15 protein-coding genes are annotated in these 20032 nt (G+C 65.3%); 4 read left to right on the plus strand and 11 right to left on the minus strand.

What is annotated here, in order from left to right:
- Positions 1-3: 3 nt before the first annotated feature.
- The 5 genes from BKA10_RS11150 to dndB are packed head-to-tail and all read right to left on the minus strand — an operon-like array spanning position 4 to position 6454.
- Positions 4-1461: a DNA phosphorothioation-associated putative methyltransferase gene (locus BKA10_RS11150; RefSeq protein WP_183499950.1), complete on the minus strand. Its 1458-nt coding sequence runs from the start codon at positions 1459-1461 to the stop codon at positions 4-6.
- Position 1462: 1 nt separating this feature from the next.
- Positions 1463-1846, minus strand: a complete 384-nt coding sequence (gene dndE / locus BKA10_RS11155; protein ID WP_183499951.1) for a DNA sulfur modification protein DndE — start codon at positions 1844-1846, stop codon at positions 1463-1465.
- Positions 1843-3813 carry a DNA sulfur modification protein DndD gene (gene dndD / locus BKA10_RS11160; RefSeq protein WP_183499952.1) on the minus strand — a complete coding sequence of 657 codons (1971 nt, stop codon included), beginning with the start codon at positions 3811-3813 and terminating at the stop codon, positions 1843-1845. The genes dndE and dndD overlap by 4 nt, the downstream gene beginning before the upstream one ends.
- Positions 3810-5321 carry a DNA phosphorothioation system sulfurtransferase DndC gene (gene dndC, locus BKA10_RS11165; RefSeq protein ID WP_183499953.1) on the minus strand — a complete coding sequence of 504 codons (1512 nt, stop codon included), beginning with the start codon at positions 5319-5321 and terminating at the stop codon, positions 3810-3812. The genes dndD and dndC overlap by 4 nt, the downstream gene beginning before the upstream one ends.
- On the minus strand, positions 5318-6454 hold the full coding sequence (gene dndB, locus BKA10_RS11170) for a DNA sulfur modification protein DndB (protein ID WP_183499954.1): 1137 nt from the start codon (positions 6452-6454) through the stop codon (positions 5318-5320). Before dndB ends, dndC begins: the two co-directional genes overlap by 4 nt.
- A gap of 86 nt (positions 6455-6540) precedes the next feature.
- Here dndB and BKA10_RS11175 point away from each other — a divergent pair, with 86 nt between their 5' ends.
- Positions 6541-7704, plus strand: coding sequence for an aminotransferase class V-fold PLP-dependent enzyme (locus BKA10_RS11175; protein WP_183499955.1), 1164 nt, complete (start codon positions 6541-6543; stop codon positions 7702-7704).
- Positions 7705-8228: 524 nt separating this feature from the next.
- On the opposite strand, the gene BKA10_RS11180 is transcribed toward BKA10_RS11175, so the two are convergent.
- Positions 8229-9029: a hypothetical protein gene (locus tag BKA10_RS11180; protein WP_183499956.1), complete on the minus strand. Its 801-nt coding sequence runs from the start codon at positions 9027-9029 to the stop codon at positions 8229-8231.
- Between the two features lie 326 nt (positions 9030-9355).
- Here BKA10_RS11180 and BKA10_RS11185 point away from each other — a divergent pair, with 326 nt between their 5' ends.
- Positions 9356-10585, plus strand: coding sequence for an ApeA N-terminal domain 1-containing protein (locus tag BKA10_RS11185; RefSeq protein ID WP_183499957.1), 1230 nt, complete (start codon positions 9356-9358; stop codon positions 10583-10585).
- A gap of 236 nt (positions 10586-10821) precedes the next feature.
- Here BKA10_RS11185 and BKA10_RS11190 read toward each other — a convergent pair whose 3' ends face one another.
- Genes BKA10_RS11190 through BKA10_RS11205 form a run of 4 tightly spaced genes read right to left on the minus strand, consistent with a single transcriptional unit; the run spans position 10822 to position 16701 of the window.
- A complete protein-coding gene (locus BKA10_RS11190; protein WP_183499958.1) occupies positions 10822-12834 on the minus strand; it encodes a zinc-ribbon domain-containing protein in 2013 nt (670 codons plus the stop codon).
- A gap of 31 nt (positions 12835-12865) precedes the next feature.
- Positions 12866-13921, minus strand: coding sequence for a TniB family NTP-binding protein (locus BKA10_RS11195; protein ID WP_183499959.1), 1056 nt, complete (start codon positions 13919-13921; stop codon positions 12866-12868).
- Positions 13922-13936: 15 nt separating this feature from the next.
- On the minus strand, positions 13937-15922 hold the full coding sequence (locus BKA10_RS11200; RefSeq protein WP_183499960.1) for a TnsB C-terminal domain-containing protein: 1986 nt from the start codon (positions 15920-15922) through the stop codon (positions 13937-13939).
- Between the two features lie 26 nt (positions 15923-15948).
- Positions 15949-16701, minus strand: coding sequence for a TnsA-like heteromeric transposase endonuclease subunit (locus BKA10_RS11205; protein ID WP_241740227.1), 753 nt, complete (start codon positions 16699-16701; stop codon positions 15949-15951).
- A gap of 84 nt (positions 16702-16785) precedes the next feature.
- On the opposite strand from BKA10_RS11205, the gene BKA10_RS11210 reads away from it, so the two are divergent.
- On the plus strand, positions 16786-17181 hold the full coding sequence (locus tag BKA10_RS11210) for a hypothetical protein (RefSeq protein ID WP_183499962.1): 396 nt from the start codon (positions 16786-16788) through the stop codon (positions 17179-17181).
- 1117 nt (positions 17182-18298) lie between these two features.
- Positions 18299-18976: a GntR family transcriptional regulator gene (locus BKA10_RS11215; RefSeq protein WP_183499963.1), complete on the plus strand. Its 678-nt coding sequence runs from the start codon at positions 18299-18301 to the stop codon at positions 18974-18976.
- 331 nt (positions 18977-19307) lie between these two features.
- Here the strand turns inward: BKA10_RS11215 and BKA10_RS16705 are convergent, their stop codons facing one another.
- Positions 19308-19832 (minus strand): hypothetical protein, encoded by a 525-nt coding sequence (locus BKA10_RS16705; RefSeq protein ID WP_241740169.1) that lies wholly within the window; start codon positions 19830-19832, stop codon positions 19308-19310.
- Positions 19833-20032 lie beyond the last annotated feature (200 nt).

The following is a 20032-nucleotide window of genomic DNA, read 5'->3' on the forward strand; positions in this document are numbered from 1 at the left end:
AGGTTACCGCCTGCTCCCGACATCATTCGGAGCAGCACCTATGCGGTGCCCGGAGATCTTGAGACCCCGTGCCCGCAGCTGCTCCTCCCAGGCCCCGGCCGTTCGGATCGCCGAGGGGTTGTCATACAGACCGTGGCGGTCTTCGGCACGCGACAGCGCCGCGAACAGGGCGTGACGTGGGTAGTCCGGGGCCACGAACTCCTCCTTGCGGTGCAAGACGGGACGCGTCCGCGGATCGAGGAACCGCGCCCATCTCACGTCGAGGTCGCCGATGGCGACCGTGGACGAGGAGAGCAGTTGCGGGTGCGCGTAACGGTCGAAGTCGTCGTAGACGCGATACTCCACTTCCGCCCTCACGAACGACAGCCGGACAATGTTAACTCCGACGCTCGTTCCAGCAAGCAGCCTGGCGCAGCCGTCGAAGACCCGCAGCACCGGCGGCAGCTGGGCAAGCGCGGACGTGTGGACGTAAATGGACGTGCCGCTGAGTCTGCCGACCGGAGAGGCGAGCGCGTTCACGTAGCGGACGGCGGGGTCGCTGCACGCGAGCAGAAGTCGGTATGCCTCACCGTGGGCGACGTCTTCCGACCCGAACAGCTGTCTGGCGTCGAGACGGGTGGTGGGGTCGGAGCGGAGGTTCACGCCGCGGAACCTGCCAAGGGCGAGCATCACGAGCAGCTCGTTCCGACGGTGCATAATGACTTCTTCCCAGAAGCTGTCGTCGGTGACGGCACGGATGATCCGTGCCGCCCGGGCGACGCCGCCGACCGCGACACGGAGGTCCTCACGGTGCTCTTCGGTGAGCTCGTCCGAGCGTGGGGATCTGCCGTGCGAGGTCATGAAGTCCAGCAGCGGCTGTATGACGTCCCTGTGCGCGTCGAACTCGTGGTGCGGGTCGATGCGCACACGGGGCCGATAGACGGGGACCCGCGACCGCAGGAATGACAGCGCGTCCTCGTCGTCGCGGAAAACGTAGAACACGCCGGGTGCCGCAGCGTGTGGGCGGACGCCGAGGACGTCGGCGATCCAGCCCCCAAGCTCCGCGTGCGTGAACAGCTTTTGGAACGTACGCCGCGCCGTCAACAGGCCGTCGCCGTGCACAACGCCGGCGGGCGCGCGGTCCTCACCGATGGTGCGGCCGGCGACAACTAGGGCCCGACTGCTCAGACCCCACGCTTCGGCGAGGGCGGTGCGCCGCTCGCGGGGGTCTTCGATGACGTTGACGACGTAGCCGAGGTTCACGATGTCCGCGGGAGCCTTCGCGACCTGCGGCCGGTGAACGGGGTCCCATCCGGTGGCCTGGTAGCCAAGGTGGTGCAGACGGTCAACGTCACCGCCACGGCCACACCCGTAGTCGAACACCGATGTGCCCTCGCTGATGATGCCGTCGGCGAGGGCGGTGGCGACCGGTCGAGAAAACGCTGTTCGGGTCATGGCCGTCCGATGCCGCTCAACGCGCATGTCAGTGGCCGGTGGAACTCATTCGAGCGAGCGACGCGATGTTGGTGAGCGTCGAGTCGCCGACCAGGTACCCGATTCCACGGTGCAGGTGGAGGCGGAACTGCTGCGCGAGGGTCTCGTCGTCGAGGTCGAACCCGTCCACATGGCACCGGTAGCGCAGGAGTGCCCAGTAGACGTCGCCGTGTTCGCCGGCGAAGGTCCGCCAGGACATCTCTACGTTACTGTCCAGGGTGAGCTTCACCGCGGGGGGCACGTTCGGTTCGGCAAGTGACCGGCACAGCGCCCATCGACATAGAACGTTCCAGTGCGCGATGCCGGTACGTCGCTTCAAGGTAATCAGCTGGTCGCGCGCTTGTTGGGTGACACGGATGTGCTCGAGCGTCATGACTGCTCCCAGAAGTAGCCAGGCACGACCGTGGTCGCACCATTGGCGAACTCGAGCCGGTACTCCCGTCCGATGAAGGGGTGCAGCGCCTCACGTGACGGTTCGTCGATCTCCGTGTCCGTGGACAGCAGGATCACCTGGTGACTCGCGTGCGGGAAGTACCTCTCGAGCAACCGGTCCCGGTGCGAACGATCAAGCCGGCCCAGGGGCGTGTCGATGACGACGGGGAGCGGCTGCCCTGCTGCGCGTGCGAGACCCCACAGCAGCGCGACGGCCAGGAGTTGCCGCTCACCGGCGGACAGGTCGCCGGCGGACAGGGGCAGCGAGTCAGATCCTACGAGCTCGACGGAGGTGGTCTCCGAGTCGATGGTCACCCCGGTAATGAGTCGGTCTTTGCGCAACAGCATCTGCAGCGCTTCCAGCACGAGGTCGGCGATTCGCGCGAGGTGTCTGCGGGTCCCCGCGATCCGCAGACGCTCGAGCGTGTGCTGCGCGCGGCTGACATGCTCGACGATGCGACGGTCGTCCGCGGCCGCCAGGTCCGCCTGCGTGAGCCGCTCCAGCGACTTGTCATAGGCCGCTGACGCGCGCTCCCGCGTCGCTCGCGCCTTCTCGGCCGCGTCCTCGGCGACGGCCACCATCGCGCGCGCGAGCGTGCAAGCGTGCGCGGCATCATCACGGGCCGCCGCAACCGGGGCCAGTGCTTCCGGGTGCGGGATGGAGGCGAGCACCCGGTCCGCTTCGTCGGCAGCCTCCACGGCGGCCCCGTGCGCGGTGAGCAGCGACGCAACGCTATCGCCGGTTCCCGGAAGAAGGTGGGAGGTGAGCAGTGAGACGGGGGCTGCGCCAGCGAGGCCGGTGACGCTCTCTACTGGGGCGCCGGTGCGTCCGGAGCGGTCCGCATCAAGCTTCCCGCGCACCGCTGAAACAAGTTCCGGATCGGCGTTCGACTCCTCGAGCCAGCGGAGCACCTCGGCATCCCGGTCGTCGAGGACGCCGACCAACAGGCTGTCACGGGCGGATATCTCCTCCCGCTGCGCCTGCGTCAACAGTTCGGTCAGCAGCGGCAGAACGAGGAGGAGGGGTGCGTCGCCGGCCGCGAGCGCGCGGAGGTCATCCTCGATGCTTCGCTTCCTGGTCGTTGCCTGCTCGGCGACACGTTCGGCGTCGTCGCGGCGGTCTGCGAGATGCCCACCGGCATCCCGGTAGGCCTCATCCGCCCGCCGGAGTGCTTCGTCTGCACGCGCGGCAGAAGTGCGAGCGTCGGCGAGAGTGTGGAGGGCTACTTCCTCCACGTCACGCGCGGCGTGCAGGGCAGCTTCGACCTGTGCGACGGACTCCTGGTCGACGGAAGACAGCTGCTCACTCTGGTGACGTTTGCGCAACACGGCGAGGTCCGCGGTGAGCCTGGTGACCAAGTCCATTCCAAGGAGCGCATCGAGAGCTGAGCGGAGCACTTCGCGGGATCGATCCAGGTCAGCGAGCGCTTCGATCTGCTCACCGTCGAAGAAGAACAGTCCCGCGATCCCGCGGGGCAGGAACGTCTCGACATACTCCTGCCAGTTCTCGGTCAGGACCGCGTCATGGCGACCGTCGACGGACACCAGAAGGATCTCCCTGAGCGACGCACCGGCGGGCTTCCAGCTGCGTCGGATCCAGTAGTGGTGCTTCTCACCCGCCTGGTATGCGGTGAACTCCAGCTCGATGGCAGCGCCCTTCGTGGCATCCGCGTGCCGGTGCACCAGACCGCGGAGATAGCGTTCGTAGCTGCCCTTCCCGCGGGCGTTGGTCCGAAGCAGTGGTCCGTAAAGCGCGAGCTGGATGGCCTCCAGCACGGTGGTCTTGCCCGCGCCGTTGAGGCCACCGATGAGGAGGACAGGGTGGTTCCGGTCGGGTGGGGTGAGGTCGAGGGTTTGCTTGCCGGCGAACGTGCCGACGTTCTGGAGAGTGAGGCGGTTCAGGATCACGCGGGGACCTGACGCACGTAACCATCGGCGACGTCGACGGGGTCAGGCTCGGAGGAGCTTGCCGTCGCAGCAGCGCGGGACCGGGCACGCTCGAGCGCGTCCTCCTCACCGTCATAGAAGCCGCGGCGGACCGCCTTGTTCAGCGACTCGAACAGTCCCGCGCGACGCACCTGCGCGCGGTGCCGCTGTTCAATGTCGAGCATCTCCCGCACCATCTCCAGGTGAAGGCGGTCCTCCCCTGCGACCTCTTCCAACGCCGCCATCATCTCAGCGCCCAGCGGCAGGTGCTCGTCAAGAGGACGGCCCGGGTAATTATCCCCGACGGCCGTCTCGTAGATGCCGGGGACGCTGTCTTCGAATTCGTGCTTCTCCACCACCCACAGCCTGCGGATCTCCTCCAGCTCGGGGAGGCTCACAAGCTCGAGGTCGCGCACGTAGTCGGGCCCATTGGCGCGGATCCAGGTCTGCGCTTCCAGCAGGCGGCGCAGCCAATCCTCCCGTGCAGCCTGCGTGTACGGACCGGGGATGGTGCGGTCGTGGAACAACTGCACGTTGCCGTTCATACGGCGGAAGTCCCGCAGGTGCCGATCGTCGGCCACGTCGAGCGCGTTGCGCAGCTCCAAGAGAGGGAGCATCCACTCCTTCTCTTCGTCGTTCTGGATCATCGCGCTCATCGACTTGTCCTTCTCCACGAGCGTGCAAGTCCAACAGCCGAACCTGCTGTCACCGCAGCTGGGAGTGCTGGCGTCCACGACCAGGGGGCACTCACCATCAGGCGATGCGCCCTGGTACATGGTGAGCAGTTCCTTGTTGGAGTAACCCCACGGGTTTCCCGCCTGCATGAGGAACGTCCACACGTCGTCGTTCGTCCAGTTCTCCACCGGCGAATACACGAGGCAGTTGGGAAGCGAGTCGTTGGGGCTGAGCAGATCGCGCACGCGACGGGATTCGAGGGCCTTCATCCGCGCGGCACGACCCGAGGACTCCGCCTTCCTAGTGCCGAGGACGAGGATCGCCTCACCGTTGGCTTTCACCATCTCGCGAATGAAAGCGTTGGACGGCTTGATCTTCAGCCGATTCGTGCACCATCGGAACTTCGGCCGAGGCGCCGGGTATCCGCGACCGATGAGATTCACCCAGAACGTGTCGCCAACAGCGGGCGTCAAACGGTTCGGTGTGATGGGCAGGCCCTGCGCGCGCGCCTGCTCCGCCATCTGGTCCAGCGAGTGTGTCACCCAGGCGGCGACCACAGGGTTCTCCACGAGCGTGTCCGTGCTGATGACGTGCACCGGCTTGGTGCGCTGCTCAGCGGGGAGAGACTTCAACGCGAGCCATACGACCTGGAGGACCGCGGTGGAGTCTTTGCCGCCGGAGTAACCGACGACCCATGGGACGGAGTCGGCCAGGTAGAGCTCTTTCGTCTGCTCGACGATGGCGCCGACGGTCTCGTTGAACCCCAGGTCGTCGAAGGCGGACTTCGGTCGGATGGGCAGCTTGATGGTGGTCATGCGGGTGTTCCGATCCGCCGCTCACGGCTCATCTGGTCGAGGCCGAGGACCTCGGCAATGTAGTCACTTGTCATCTGAACGTTGGCGCGGTTCTTCGCAACCCTGCCGCCGGTCATCGCCTTGCCCTCCCACGTAGCGGTCGCGTTGCGGCGCCAGTCGATAGTCTGGAGGCGGCCAAGAATGTCGGCCCACTCATCGTCGGGGACCTCGGTGAGCAATGTGTTCCCGACGATGCCGAGCGCGTGGATGACGACGGCGTGCGTGTGAATGAAGTCCTTGCGGATCCCGCCCGCGGTGATCTCGGACCGCTGAACCAACTGCCACTGCGGGAACTGCTCCGCGACCAGCTTCCAGAAGTGTGATGCGCGCTCTACCATCTTCGCCGGCTCCCGCTCATCCACACCTTCCAGGAGGGAGGCGGTCGCCGAGTGCAGACCCGACAAGGTGAACAGGTTCCGAGAACGTGCGGAGAGGTTGTTCGACTCGAAGTCGGTGAGGTCGCGGAACACTGGTGTCTGCGCGACGACCAGCCGGGTCACGGAGGAGAGTTCGTCCCGGTGGTCGTAGAGCACGCTGATGGACTTGGACGGTCGGATGGCGTAGCGGTTCAGGTCGGCGAACATCTGCTGGCAGCGCTCGAGGCCGATATCGATGAACAGAACTATAGCGATGGTCTCGTCACCGAGTTCCGGATTCTCAGCCAGCGCTTGTTGAATCGCGGCGCGACGATGCTGCCCGTCGTTGATGACGAACTTCGCCTCCATCGGGACGCTGAGCGTACCAACCCGCTCCCCGGGACCGGACAGTTCCGGGATGAGCGATTCGAACGTCACCTCGGCGTTCACGGACGCGGTGAGGGCGGAGAATATGTAATTCTCCGGGTTCTCGGTGATGTACCGAGCGATCTCCGGCACCCGTGCCCTATTCAGTGAGCGCTGCGCCCGCATCTCGGCCGGGAGCTCCTCCTCGTCGAAGAGAAACAGCCGCGGGATCATCCGCAGCGGGCACATCGTGATGTAGTAAGTCCGACCAGCTTGAATGCCGCGGATGGCGGGGAAGTTGTACTCGAACTGCGCGGACCGCGACTTCGGCGCCAGACGCTCGTCGGTCGCTAGGGGGTTCTCGCTGGCCATAACCCCATCTAAGCATGTACGGAAGACATCGTCCGTACATGGCGGAGATCCGGTCCGCACCACTTCCGTACAGGTACACTTCGAGAATGCAAGAGATCTCCGACACTACTACCGGGATCATCTACCTCGACCACAACGCCACAACCCCGGTCGACCCGCGTGTGGCGGATGAGGTTGTGAAGTTCATGCTCCTCGAATACGGCAACGCGGGCAGTCGGACCCACACTTTCGGTCAGATGGCAAAGGATCGTGTACAGCGCGCGCGAACGGAGATCGCTGAGCTCCTCGCCTGCGACCCGGCGGAGGTCATCTTCACGAGCGGCGCGACGGAGAGCAATAACCTCGCCACCCTCGGCCTAGCCGCGCACGGCGAAGCCACCGGACGCAAGCACATCGTTTCCACGCTCATTGAGCACAAGGCCGTGCTGGAACCACTCGCCGAGCTCGAGAAGAAGGGGTTCGAGGTTGAACTCGTCGCTCCCGATCCGGGTGGGTGGGTGGACCCCGACGATGCCATCCGCCGCTTGCGACCGGACACACTGCTTGTGTCGATGATGGCGGTCAATAACGAGACCGGCGTCATTCAACCGATCGAGCAGGTCGCGGACGCACTCCGCGGCACGGACACGTTCTTCCACGTTGACGCCGCGCAGGCATACGGGAAGCTCATCGAACCTCTCCGGCACGAGCGGGTTGACCTCCTGTCATTCTCCGGGCACAAGATTGGCGCCCCCAAGGGCATCGGCGGACTCCTCACCCGCAGACGCGGGTATAAGCGTCCTCCCCTGACTCCGCTCATGTATGGCGGCGGCCAGGAACGCGGACTCCGGCCGGGGACACTCCCAGTCGCGCTCATCGCCGGCTTGGGCCTGGCATCATCGCTCGCGGTCAAGGAATCGTCTGAGAGGCATGCGCGCGCTCGTGAGACGAGGGACCTGCTTTTGAAGGCACTCACACCGTTGAACCCTCAGTTCAACGGTGACCTAGACCGCACCATTGACTCAACCCTGAACTTCTCAATCCCCGGTGTCGACTCTGAGGCCGCCATCGTCGCGCTGAAGGACATCGTCGCGATCTCCAACGGCTCCGCATGCACGGCCCAGACCTATGAACCCAGCCACGTGCTGCTGGCGAGCGGCATCGGCGACGAGCGCGTCGCAGGCGCCCTGCGCCTGTCCTGGGGGTATGACCAGATACTTCCCGACATCGACGAGCTGGTCAGCCGCCTTCGCAGCCTCAGCAGCAATTAGAGAATGAAGATCCGCAGAGCCTACGCAATGAGGTGCGTCTCCCAGGCGGTGACTTCCTCGCGGCCCACGCCGCTCGCGACGAGGTGAGTCGCACGCCCCTCTGTGGACAGTGGTGTTCGCGTTTAGTGGAGAACGATCTGTCCACGGCCGCATAGTGGTCGTTGCCGCTGAAGAAGGACAGCCCCGAGCTGATGCTTGATTTCCTCCATCTACGGCACCCGCCCAGCGCCCCGGCGATCGGGGATGATGACTCCACACGAAGCGGTTAGGGAGTGGTGGGACCCGCACGCCGACGGGGGAACCCATGGCGCGCAACCTCACTGTCAGTTTGCATAGTTAGCTCGGATATTCCAGATCTAGGTGGGGCTGATCTCCAGGTTCGCCGGCGCCCATGCACCGTTCAAGGGGCCTTCAGCGGCCGACAGAGTGGGCCGGGCTTTCGAGAACGCACCTGCTTGCGGGAAACAGGAAACAGCGGCGCCGCCGCCCACCCAAGGACCGGCATCCGTGCGCTGAGGATTCGGTCAGCGCGTCGGCGATGTGAACGGCGCCAGCTCGGGCAGCGCGGCTTCGGCCAGGAATGTGAGTATGGTTCGCCCAATACCGACCAGCTGCTCCGTGAAGCCGGCGTCGGGCTCTCCGAGCACAACCGTGTACGACCACGTCCCAGCCATGGCCGCCGGGACATGCATCTCTTCTGCGGTCACCGTAAAGGTCTGAGGTTGCTCGGGAAGTAAACGGACCGTGTGCCTGCGTTGCTCCTGGGTTGTAGGCACCGTTGGGTCGAGCGGAGCGGGGACGAACGCGACGCCGCCGGCCCCGCTCAGCGACGTCACATGAAGCAGTCGATGCTTGTCGATATTGTTTAGCTCGCTCAGACGCCACAGTGGGTGACTCCGAGGATCGTCGTGGAGGAAGGGCTGCAGCGAGGTCAGCACCGTTCGAGCACGGTCCGAGATACCCGGGCTGATCGTGACCGGTCTTCCTGGGTCCGCCATATGGATGGGGAACATCGTCGCCCCCGGCGGCCTATCGACAGGTTGCCCGCCGTGCGCGACAACCAGAAGCCTCGCGAGATGGTCAAGCACTGATCGCATATTGTGGAGCGCGTCTCCGAAAACGACCGCAAGCCGCAGCGGTGGCGGGTCGACGTGAGCGGTGACCGTATAGGAGTTGGATTCGGGGTGTGGAACCACATCGAAGCTCGCCGGGTGGGCAATCAGGTACTCGAGCGCAAGGCCATCCAGTTCGTTCAAGAGATCGCGCGCGCGAATGAACTTCGCGACAACTCCAGCAAGATGCTCGGGTACTGATAGGTCGTTCACGACTTCCACCTTGGCGCGCTCAGACGTCTTTCGCATCTCGCTGGGTCGTGCTCGCAAGCGGGCCGCCTCACGCACAGATTGGCGGAGCCACAACCGCGTTCACGCATAGGCCCGAATTCGGGCATCGTGGCGTTAAGTTTCTTTCAAGCCCAATCGGCCCGACGTCCGATCAGTCGTGAACCGCGCTGGCAGCATTCGACCTCGACAGCTGAAGCCAAGGGCGCACACAACATGGCGAGAGAGGCCGTGGAAGCAAAATGCCAGACGCACCCACAGAACGGCACCGGATCGGCTTTCTGGTCGACGGTAACCCCGACACCGACCTCATGACCGCACTCTACGAGTACGACAACCTCGGCGTCCGGGTCCGAGTTCCCTATCACGTCGGGAGCGACGACCCGCGGGGCCGATGGTGGAGTCAGGGCATTCTGTTCGCGGACGACCCCGGCCGCACCAAATACAGCTATACCCCACCGAACGAACTCGACTACTACGACAGCAAGGGGACTGTAGGCCTCATCGGTTGTCGAAGCGGGCCGTCAACCCAGAGGTTCGGCGGCATAGGGCCTGACGCAGGGGTCGGGATGATCCGTGCGTCCTTCGCCGTAGAGGGCGCGGGCCTAGCGAAGCACTATCTCAAACCCAACGGCCTCCGCTCGGAGATCGACGGTCTTGCCTACTGGCTGGGCTACTCAGCTCTCCGATCCACCGTTACCGTCAGGAGGGGCGGGTCCACCGGGGAGATGACGACGACCGCCGCTCCTGTCGATGACATGGCACTAGGTCGAGCGCTAAACCTGCGGGCCACAGCCCGGGCCACCGCCTTTGGGCAGCAGACCCCCGAGTTGACCTACCGAAGCCGGGTATTTCTCCAGACGTTCGCCAAGGCCCCCACCGAGTGGAGCGACCACTTTTCTCTCCACTTCGGGCTACGCGACCTATTACGGATCGCCGCCTGGAAGTCTTTGGATTTTCAGTCCCATGAGGCCGCGAGCACGAAGGAGACTTTCAAACAGGGGGGTGTGGAGAAGCAGTGTTGGTATCCGGTTCGGACGGCTGCGACCTCCATATCGGAGGCAACATGGACAGTCAGCGACAGGTTTCTCTTCAACTACTCGGACATCGACCGAGTAGGGATAGGACGCTGGCTGAGGCTCACAAGGCAGTATTCGCGTGGGATCGACCCTCTGATTCGCCTGCTAGACCTTGAGGGAGCCACGGTCGATGCCCACATGATGCAGCTGGGCATCGCGATGGAGGCGATCGGCTATCAAGCACTAATTGATTCGGGACAGACGCCTGCCTCAGCAAACTCAACCCCCGTCAAGAGCCGAGTCGACTTCGTAGTCGCGGAAGTAGGCAATGCCATCACCTTCAGCACAACCTCATTCGCTCAGGACTTCGCGGACTCGTACAACTCCGTGAAGCACGCCAACCGCACTCCTGTCGCTCCCGCGACGAAACTGGAGCACTACCGCCAAGGGGTCCAGCTGCTCCGTGCCTGGATCGGGTTGCGCCTAGGACTCAAGAAGGCCGTCCTGCGAGATCGCTGGTAGAGGCGGAAGTGCGCGCGGTGGCGGACCCGCGACCGCACGACGCGATGACGCTAGAGCCCGCTGAGTAAGCTTGGCGGGCGACGAGACCACCAACATCTGGCCATGTGCCGTATCGCTCTCGTCTTGCCTTTGCTTGCCGAGGGCTGTCCCGGAGTCTCGACACGAGGATGTCACCTGCCTCAAGCTCCTCCAGTAGCCCGATCTAGTTCTGGAAATCACCACCTCACTGACCGGAGTCACCCCTTCTTTCGTGAGCACGAGGGGCAAGCGACCGTTACGCGCTGACGCCGCCCTTGCGTTGTGACGTAGCTGAGCCCGCACGTGCATAGCCACCACAGCCGCGCGAAGGACGTGGCGAGTACCTGGGAAGGGGTCAGCGTGCCGTTGTTCGTGGGGTGCCACTCTCGGACGAGCTCCGGGTGGACAGTGGCGAGGTCGTTGAATCCCGATAGCAGCTTGCGTCTCCGGCAATAAGGGCACGCGGTCCCCCGTCGGACGGCACTGATGTGCCCGTTCCATTCATGCTGCTGGGCGCAGCGCCACCACAACTTGCGTCGCGAAGTCGCCGCGGTGTTGTCGGGCGTGCAGTCCCCGTTCCGCGTCGGATGGAACTCGGCGAGACGGTCCGGGCGAAGGGTGCGAATGCTGTTCGCGGTATCCACCGCCTGCCCGCTGCAGATGAGGCACTCGCCGCCCTCGGCCTGCGTGCGGATTTTGCTGCGGAACTCGTGACCCTTGTCGCAGACCCACCACACGGGTGCCGCGCTACGGGGCCCCACTTTGTCAGGCGTGAGGCCACCGTTGCGGGCTGAGTGCCAGCGGCCGGCGACCTCAGGGTGGCGGGCCGCGAGGCTGGATGCGTCCGTGAGAGTACGCCCGGTGCATACGGTGCACACACCTGACTTCACGCGCTTGCCGACAGCACGCTCGAGTTCATGCCCTTCAGGGCATACCCACCAGGCTCTCCGACTGGAACCGGCAACCACGTCGTGGGCGGTGAGCGTTCCGTTGCGGGTCGGGTGCCAGTGAGCGGCGATGTGAGGGTGGGTGAGGCTGAGGGCGTTGATAGCAGGGTCCGCCCGTTGGTTGCTGCAGTAGCCGCAGGTCACGCCACCGGTGGTCGTGCGCTGGTTGGGGGTGCAGACAAACGTATGGCCAGCGTCGCACAGCCAAGTGACGGGGGTGCCGGAGCCGCCCGCGACCTGGGTAGCGCTCAGTTCACCGTTCGCCGTGGGGTGCCACTGGGCGGCGATCGGCGGGTGGGTGTCCGCGAGCGAGTTGATTCCGCTGATGACGATGCGTTTGCTGCACACTGCGCACCCGTCGGAGGACCCGGCACGTGCGAGCTTGGACATCGGTGTCGCGAACCGGTGTCCCTTGCTGCACGCGTAGTCCACAACGTGGTGCCCCGTTGTGCGGGTACGCCCAGTCCGTCCAGTGGACGAGAGGTATTGCGACTCGTGCAAGTGCACACCCCGGGGATAGGTGCAGGTGCGGCGCTGGCCCAGGTGCTCGGTCGCATCGACACCGTCGGAGGACGGTGTGAGTGCGAAGTCGTGGATGCCACGTGGTGCCCCTTCGGGCACCGGCCGGCGCAAGACCCAGACAGCGTCAGCGAGCACGGTGCATGGTCCCCCGACGATCCCGCGAAGGAGCGCGTCGAGCGTCGTGTATTGGTCGGAGACCGTGCCGCGTGACGGGGTGGTGGCTGCGAGCATCTGAGCGATCCGTACGGCGAGGGTAAAGCGTGCGGGCGCTGCCAGCGGCGCACCGAGTTCGGCGGCCGCCCACCGGTCGAGCATGTCTTCCAGCTCGGTGAGCCTGTTCGCATCCACGCGCCCGAGGCGTCGCAGCGCCCGGTAGCGCGCGTCGGCCTTCATGACCGCGTGCGCGACCTGTATCTGCGTGTCGACGGGTCCCGGCCCTGTCCACCGGCGGTGGCGGCGACAGACCCGAGGGCCGTCGTGCGCGTACTGGCGGGCGTTGGCACCCGCTGTGCAGCGCACGCACGCGTACCGTTCGTCGACTCCGGTCACACATTTCTCGCACGCGTCGCCGTCCTCGTGACAAGGGAGCCGGGACCGCTGCGCGGCGAAGTGACCGGGGGTGAGACCGCCGAAACGTTCGACGGCCCGCTCCTGCCGGGCGGGGTCGGCGCGCCACAGCAGTACCAGCGCCCTCTCGTTCGGCTGCATGCCGTTCGCCGCATGCAGCCGACGTTCGAATGACTCTGGCGTCTCGTACGTCATTGGCCGCACGCGGACGGGAAGGGGTCCGGGTTCAGGCAGCACGGGGCGCTCCGTCCTCGCCGGCGTCGAGCTTGCGCTCGGTAGCGACATCCAGCTTGATGCGGCGCAGCAGCTGCGGGGTGACGGTCTCCGCATCGGGGTCGCCGGCGAGAATCAGTTCGAGCGCCACGGTCGTTAGCAGCCGAGAGAGCGCGCCAATGGACCCACCGGTGAGCGTCCACAGCAGCTTCGCGTTCGGGAACAGGGTCGTCGGCGCGTGCGCGAATAGTCCCAACTGTTCTTCGAACGCGTGGATGACACCCCGCCAGACGTTCTGCTCCGAGGTGGTTGCGAACCCGAGCGGGCCGAGTTTGACCATCGTGGACCGAGCGGCGAACTGCGCGCCGAGCTCACCGTTGGTCAGTGCAGTGCCCTCCAAGTTCATCCCGACGTACAGGGGGACGGCGCGGACCCCATTGAGCATGTTCTTGATGGCCTGAGCGCTTTCGAAGTTGCCGTTGTTGAGCTTGGACAAGTTCTGCATCTCGTCGATGACGATGAGGCTCGTGTAGCCGCGGCGGAGGTGGTGCATGACCATCTGGGTGCGCTCTTCGAGGGTCGTTCGGGGACGGTAGGGGATGCTGAAGTAGTCAAGTAGCCTCCCCATGAAGGCCTTGGCGGAGGAGTTCGAGGAGACTTCCACGTAGACCACAGGCGTGTGGTGCAGTTCGCGCCAGTTCGGGTATCGCTTCTCGTGCCGCTGCAGCGCCTCGACCATCGCGTGGAATGCCGCCGTGGTCTTCCCCATGGTGGCCGGGCCAGTGAGGAACACTCCGGTTCGACCGACCGGGCGTTCGGCGAACCAGGCTGCGAGCCGCACTTGCTTGAGGACCTCGGTCAGCTTCGGGATCGGGACGACGATCGAATCGACGATTCGCGCGAGGCGCAGGTCGTTGAACTCCTGCTGCTGAGCCGTGTCCCACGAGCGGAACGCGTCCAGGTCGAGGGCCAGCGGTTCAGGACGAGTGTGTGAAGCCAGGAGCGGAAGAAGCGTCTGACGCCGGTCGAGGTGGCCGTAGGTTTCCTCGGGCTGTTCTTCTTTACTCATGATGGTGTTTCCTTCCTAGATGGAGCCCATGGGGGTGAACGTGTCGGTCGGTGCCTCGGTCGCGGCGGAGTGCCGGCCGATGGTGCTCGTCTCCGCCCTCGCGGCGGCACGCGCTGCGGCCCTCAGCGCGGCGGCGTCTGCGGCCTTCCGGTCCTTCTCCTCGCGCGTGATGTCGGCTCGGAGGGTGAGAGTCATGTCGTCGGCGGTGTCGTCGGTGAACCCGTGGCTGGTGGCAGTGATGCGGGTAACGGTGTCCATGTAGGCGCGCTCGAACGGGCGGGACATGCCTTCTGTCTCGGTCCACGAGCAGGTCACCCACTCGCTGTTGTACGGCGACCGCACCCACACCTGGTGGATGTCGCTCGGGTCGTAGTGCACGTCGAACCGGGTCTTCTTGCCGTTCGCGTCGTGGTGGTCGCGGAGTGGTGCAAGGTGGGCGGAGTCGTACCGGCGGCCGCGGAACTCGATGCCGTCGGACTGGACGGTGCGGGTCTCCTTCGGCATGAGCGCGACGTAGTCTTCCGGCTGCAGCGGGACAGGGAAGTAGCCGGTAAACTCCAACGACGCGGAGAACATCGAGTTCGGGGTGTGGCGCACGGACGGGTCGTACGGGTCGATGAGACCGTCGTGGACCCGGTTCTGCCACACGATGGCCACCCACCGGTCGAACAGGTCGGACACCGTCGCGAGGTCTAGGACCGCCTCCTTTTCGGGCTGCTCGCCACGGAACTCCGTCCGCGAGCCGGAGTACCCGGGGAGGAACTGCGCGAACTTGGTCCCGATGGTCCCGAAGATGCGCTCCACTTGAGCCTTGCTCGTGGGCGAGACGATGGGCGATTCGGTCAGGCTGATGCCGTACCTCGCGCACACGCTCCGCAATGCTTCGGACGTGTAGTCGCGGCCGTTGTCGGTGATGATGCGCTGCGGGACGATGTACGGCCGACGGGTGTCGAACTGGCGACGCGCCGCCTCATCCAGGTGCGCCGTCCACGGCATCTCGGGAAAATCGAGGTCTTCGTAGTGCCGTGCCCAGGGGCGCAGTGTGCGTGGCACGAGGGCCCGGGCGACCAGGACCGCGTGGTCGAACCCGGTCGGGGCACCGGCGGTGAAGTTGTGAGCCATGATGGACCGGGTCCGCTTGCACACGAGCACGGACAGGCACGGCCTGCCGACCGTGCCGTCGGGCAGCTTCACGAAGGAGTCGAACGTCGTTGTGTCCACCTGGCATTCATCGCCGGGCGCGGTGGCCAGGCGGGAGCGGAACCGGCCGTCGGGGGACTTCGACTTGGACTTGTTCTGCTCGGCGTTGCCGGTCGTCTTCCGGTCACCGTCTAGGTAGGCGATGTACCGCTGCACCGTGCTCAGCGACGGAATCTTCGGCCGGCGCGCCGCGTCCGGGTGCGCCTCGATGAGTCGGAACCGCAGCTCCGCTCGGAGGCGGGTCACCGACGGCGTCGACCGACCCTGGTACTCGGCGAGGAGCTCCGTGAGGGGCGTCATGACGTCTTTGTCCGCGCGTGCGAGCGGCGCGGTCAGGCGCGTACCGCGGCCGTCAACGAGGCCAGCCGGGCCGAGCTGTTTGAACCTGCTGAGGCGGCGCTTGAGGGTGGCGATGCTGATGTCGATACCCAGCCGGTCCAACTCCAGCAGCTTGCACTCCAGCCGCGACTTCACCGGGACCCGCGCGTGGTACTGCGGCCGCGGGTCGCGGCCGTCCGGTGGGGTCCCGTCGAGGAGCTCCTGCAGGTGCGGGATGAGGATGCGGGCCTCCTCATTCAGCTGCTCGAGCGCGTGGTGCAGCGTCGCCACCGGCTTCTCCTTTTTCTTGTCGTTCTTCGGCCCTGCGAGGTGGACGCCGAGTTCGAGGTGCTCCACGAGCCGGTACTCGTCCGTCAGGTCGTGGCGGAGTTTGAGGACTCCGCTGCCGAACCCGACGATGCGGAAGTCGCCGTCGTCCAGGTGGAGCGTGTCGCCGATGGACACGGTGTTCGTGTGAGACATGGTGGTTTCCTTCGGGGAGATGGTTGTCACGCGACCCAGATGTGGGTCTCGTCATTGAGGCGTTTGTTGAGGTCGAACAGGAGCTTCCGTTCCCAGAAGAGGTGGTAGAGCGCAGGCATGTGTTCCCCGGGCTTGTCGGTGGCAAGCGCGCGGCGAAGCGGCCCGAGCCGCTCCACAGTCCCGGCAAGCCGGAGAATGCGATCGCGGGTTTGGTCCGAGGGTCGGCAGCGCGGGTGGCGGTAGCGGGAGAGCCACTCGATGTTCCACACCGCGACCTGCCGCAATTCGTCGATGAGCTGGTAGTCCCACCCGACCCGCACGCAAAGCTGCCGGGTCAGCGCGAACTGCTCACGGTCTTCATCGGTGGTCAGCGACGCGAGGTGCACGTCCACGAGCAGCTGGCGGCCGCCAGCGAGCATCGCGAAGAAGTCGGGATAGTGCACCCGCCCGTTCGCGAAGCTGAGCAGCATCGGCTGCGCGGAGATGGCGACGATGGGGTGAAAGTGGTCCAAGAGCATCAGACCCGTGTACTCGGTCATCGACTCGTGGAATACGAACCCGCCTGTGCCCGCACACCAGTAGCGACCGTGGAAGTTGCTCTGGCCCTTGAACTTCGGCGGCGTGCGCGCGAGACGCTCCGGGAGCACGTCGCGAACCGCGTCAGGTGAATCTGCCCGCGCCCGATGGACACGCTCGTCCGCGCCCAGCCACTCGACGCGGTCGAATCCGTCGGCCGCGGTCTTGACGATTCGTGTCTTCTTGGTCATGTAGTCGCCCATGCGCACCGAAGCTCCGAAAAAGCCGGAACCACGACGTTCTTAGCGCCTTTGGCTCACCTTCGAGCCAAAGGGTACGATTCTGAGGTGTCGAGTCCTCGCTATGCGCCCCGCGACTTTGCTGTTCTGCCGCTCGCCTTCGGGAAGAGCGAGGTTCTCGACTGGCGAGAGCCTGACGAAAGCTGGGGGCCGAGGGAGAATGCGCAGCTGAATGCGTCGATGCTGCAGCACCGTCTTGCGTACTGGTTGCTGCACTTCAACCGAGCCGACGGGAAACGCCGGAAGGTGACGGATGTGGCCGAACGCCTCGGCCTGCCGTACCACCGTCTGCAGAAGCTCGTGACCGGGCAGGTGGTCATGCAGCTGGAGGACATTGGCCACATCCGCGTTGTTATGGGCGAGATCGTCGACCTCTGGCTGCTGGATGGGGCGAACGCGGAGATCGCGCGCTCCGTGATCAGTGCGCGGATGCGGAATCGGTAGCCCCCTCGTCGTCAGCAGACGGGGCAGCGAGGAGGGGAGCGCTGAGGATTTTGCCTCACGTGCGGATTTTATGCCGCAGATGGCGAAAGGTCAACCATTCCCCGACAAGCCCGTGAACGGACGCCGGTCGATGACGTCCGACGAGCTGATGGCATGGGCCGGCCTCGTGGATCCACCGACTCGTGGCGGGTGAGCTCGTCGGTGCGCGTGGCGACGACATGGAGATGGTGCACCCGTGCTAGCTTGCCCCTCCTCCGCACTCGACAGAACGGGCCAGATGACGCTCTCGCGTGAGGACCGCCTGGAGGCGTGTGGAACCATCGCATCGCCCCCCGATGGGCTCCCCGTGTCAACGGTGGCCAACCGTGACCCGTGGGACTACGTCGAGGTCCGTCGCGCGCTCGACGGGCTCATCCAGGATGTTGTTCGGCTGCGCACCCGCTCCGAGGGCGAGTCTCGGTTGTCGCGGCGGGATGTGTGCGTTAGGGCTGGGCGCTATGGCGTTGTGGGTAAGCACCCGCCCCAGCGCACAGGACTCGACCGTCTGCAACGGCCGCGGCACGCTCGGCAGCCCAATGACTGCTCGACCGGGGAAGTGCTCTCCGCGGCCCTCTCATCCATTGCCCTGCGGCGAGCGGAACAAACGCGCAGTATCGGCGCAAGTTCCCCGCAGCCAAGTCGCTCAAACGCGTAGATCCAGGCTGGCAAGCCCAAAAGACAGTTTGATCTGGGTATTTCCGAGGATGAGCAGATTTATGCCAACCTCTGCCAAGTTCATGCCAAGGTCAAGATCGGCCTCTTTCCCAGGTCAGAGGGCGAAATCTGGTGACCTGCCAAGTTTGCCAAGTGCGGAGTGTGTATCTATAAGGGCAGGGAGAGGGAAGTTTCCCCTTTTACTACTACTACTTACTTTTTCTCCTCATGGAATCTACCTACTACTTGGCAACCTTGGCAGGGGCACCCGATCCCAGTCGAGAGTAAGGCAGACTCCAGCCAAGCTGACCTTGGCAGAGCTTGGCAGAGCTTGGCATATTCGGTTGAATGCTCACCCCAAGAACGTGGTTTGAGCCAAATCGGCTAGATTGTCGACAATGTTGACAAACTGCCGGTTGAGCGTATGAACGAGTCCTCGAACCACGATCTCGACCCCATGGAGCGTGCATCGCTAGTCTCGTTCGCTCATCGAGAGATCCGCGCAAGGATCGCGAACGGCATCTACACGCCCGGCGCTCGGATCACCGAGTCCGCGGCCGCCGTCGACCTCGACGTCAGCCGGGCCTCCATCCGCGAAGCACTTCGTGCGCTCTCCGCCGAAGGCGTTGTTGTCACCCGGCCACGCGGCGGTGTCACCGTCCCGACCGTGAGCAGAGGTGAGTTGGAGAACCTGTTCGAGTGCAGGGCAACCCTGCAAAGCGGCATGGTCTTCAGCGCTACGAAGACAGCGTCGGCCGAAGACCTCATTGAGCTACGCCGCCTCAGCGATGCACCTCCGGCCACTGCGAGTGGGGATTCCCGGGCGGAGTCCGTGGACGACGCCTTCTTTCGAAAGGTCGGCGGGATCTCCGGCAACCCGTGGATGGTTCGGCTTCATACGCAAGTCTGCGCTCAGCTGGAGCGGTACCGGCTTACGTTCCCCTACGCGTGGACGGGCGCACAGCACGCGGCCCGCCGCTCGGACGTCCTCGACGCCATGGCTCGCCGTGACGCCGTGACCGCCGCCCAGTTGACGACTCGGTACGTGGACGATCTGTTGTTCCTGCTCCTCAGTACGCACGAGGAGCAGGCGGACCACTGAAATCGGCCGGCGTGCGGTTGGACATGTCCAACGCAACGGCCCACCGACCTGGTGTTTACGACGGACGGCCACTCGACTACGGTGATCCGCAGGCAACGAGGATTCACTTACCATGGCACTGATCTCAGCGACAGCGTCACGGACTTCACCGTCCGCGCGCCACACTGGCCGGCTCCCGCTGCGCGTCCGACCGGCGGCCTACGAAACCGCCCACAGCTACGGGGAACGCCTCCGCGTGCTCAACGCTGTCCCCCGCGCCGTGTGGAAAGCAGAGATCGCCCGGTTCGCCACCGAAGCCTCGCTCTCCCTCACTGCCGGAGTCGAGCCATGGCTAGAGATTGCGGGAGGACTTGAGCCGGGGCACTTCGCAGCGAGCCGCCGGTCCGCGCCGTTCCACGCTGATGGGACCTCGTGTACCGCATGTCTCACCGGGCTGCAGAACCGGTTCGCGTGCCGGCGGTGCACGGCCGGTGACGTCGTCGCACAGGTACCTCACGACGGCCCCCGCGTCTGCCGGAACCACGAGATGTGGATTGCGCCAGGCGTTGACGTCGCAGACCAGCGGCTCGTCGGACGCGACGTCCGGCGCGCGGACCGGCAGTATCAGAAGCTCCGGTTCAGCGGACACAGCGACGCTCACCGGCTCCGACAGCTCGAGGAGTGCGTGGACCGGTGGGCGATCGCCGAACTCAACGAAGCGCTCGATGGCCCATTCGTGTTCGTCTCTGCCGTTCACCTCGTCGTTGCGATCCAGCGACTGTCGGCGGCGGGTGACCTCGCTGAAAACCCGGGCGCGGTCATCGAAGCCGCTGGCCTCGCTCGCCTCCCCCACGCCGTCCTCGCCGACCACCTCCACGGGCTTCTTCGACCGCCGCCGCCGGGCTTCGCGACACCCCACTCGTTCATCCCCGAGCAGGTAGGCAGGTCCGCGTCGTCCTGGTCTCCGACGACGTCGACATATCCCCGCGGGCTGAGGACGCACTTCAGTCAGTTCGTCGCATCTGCCACCGGTCGCACCCCCGCCGACCACGTCGCGCACCCGACCGACTTCGCCAC

Origin of the sequence: Microbacterium invictum, assembly GCF_014197265.1 — a bacterium.
In the GTDB taxonomy this organism is placed as follows: Bacteria; Actinomycetota; Actinomycetes; order Actinomycetales; family Microbacteriaceae; genus Microbacterium; species Microbacterium invictum.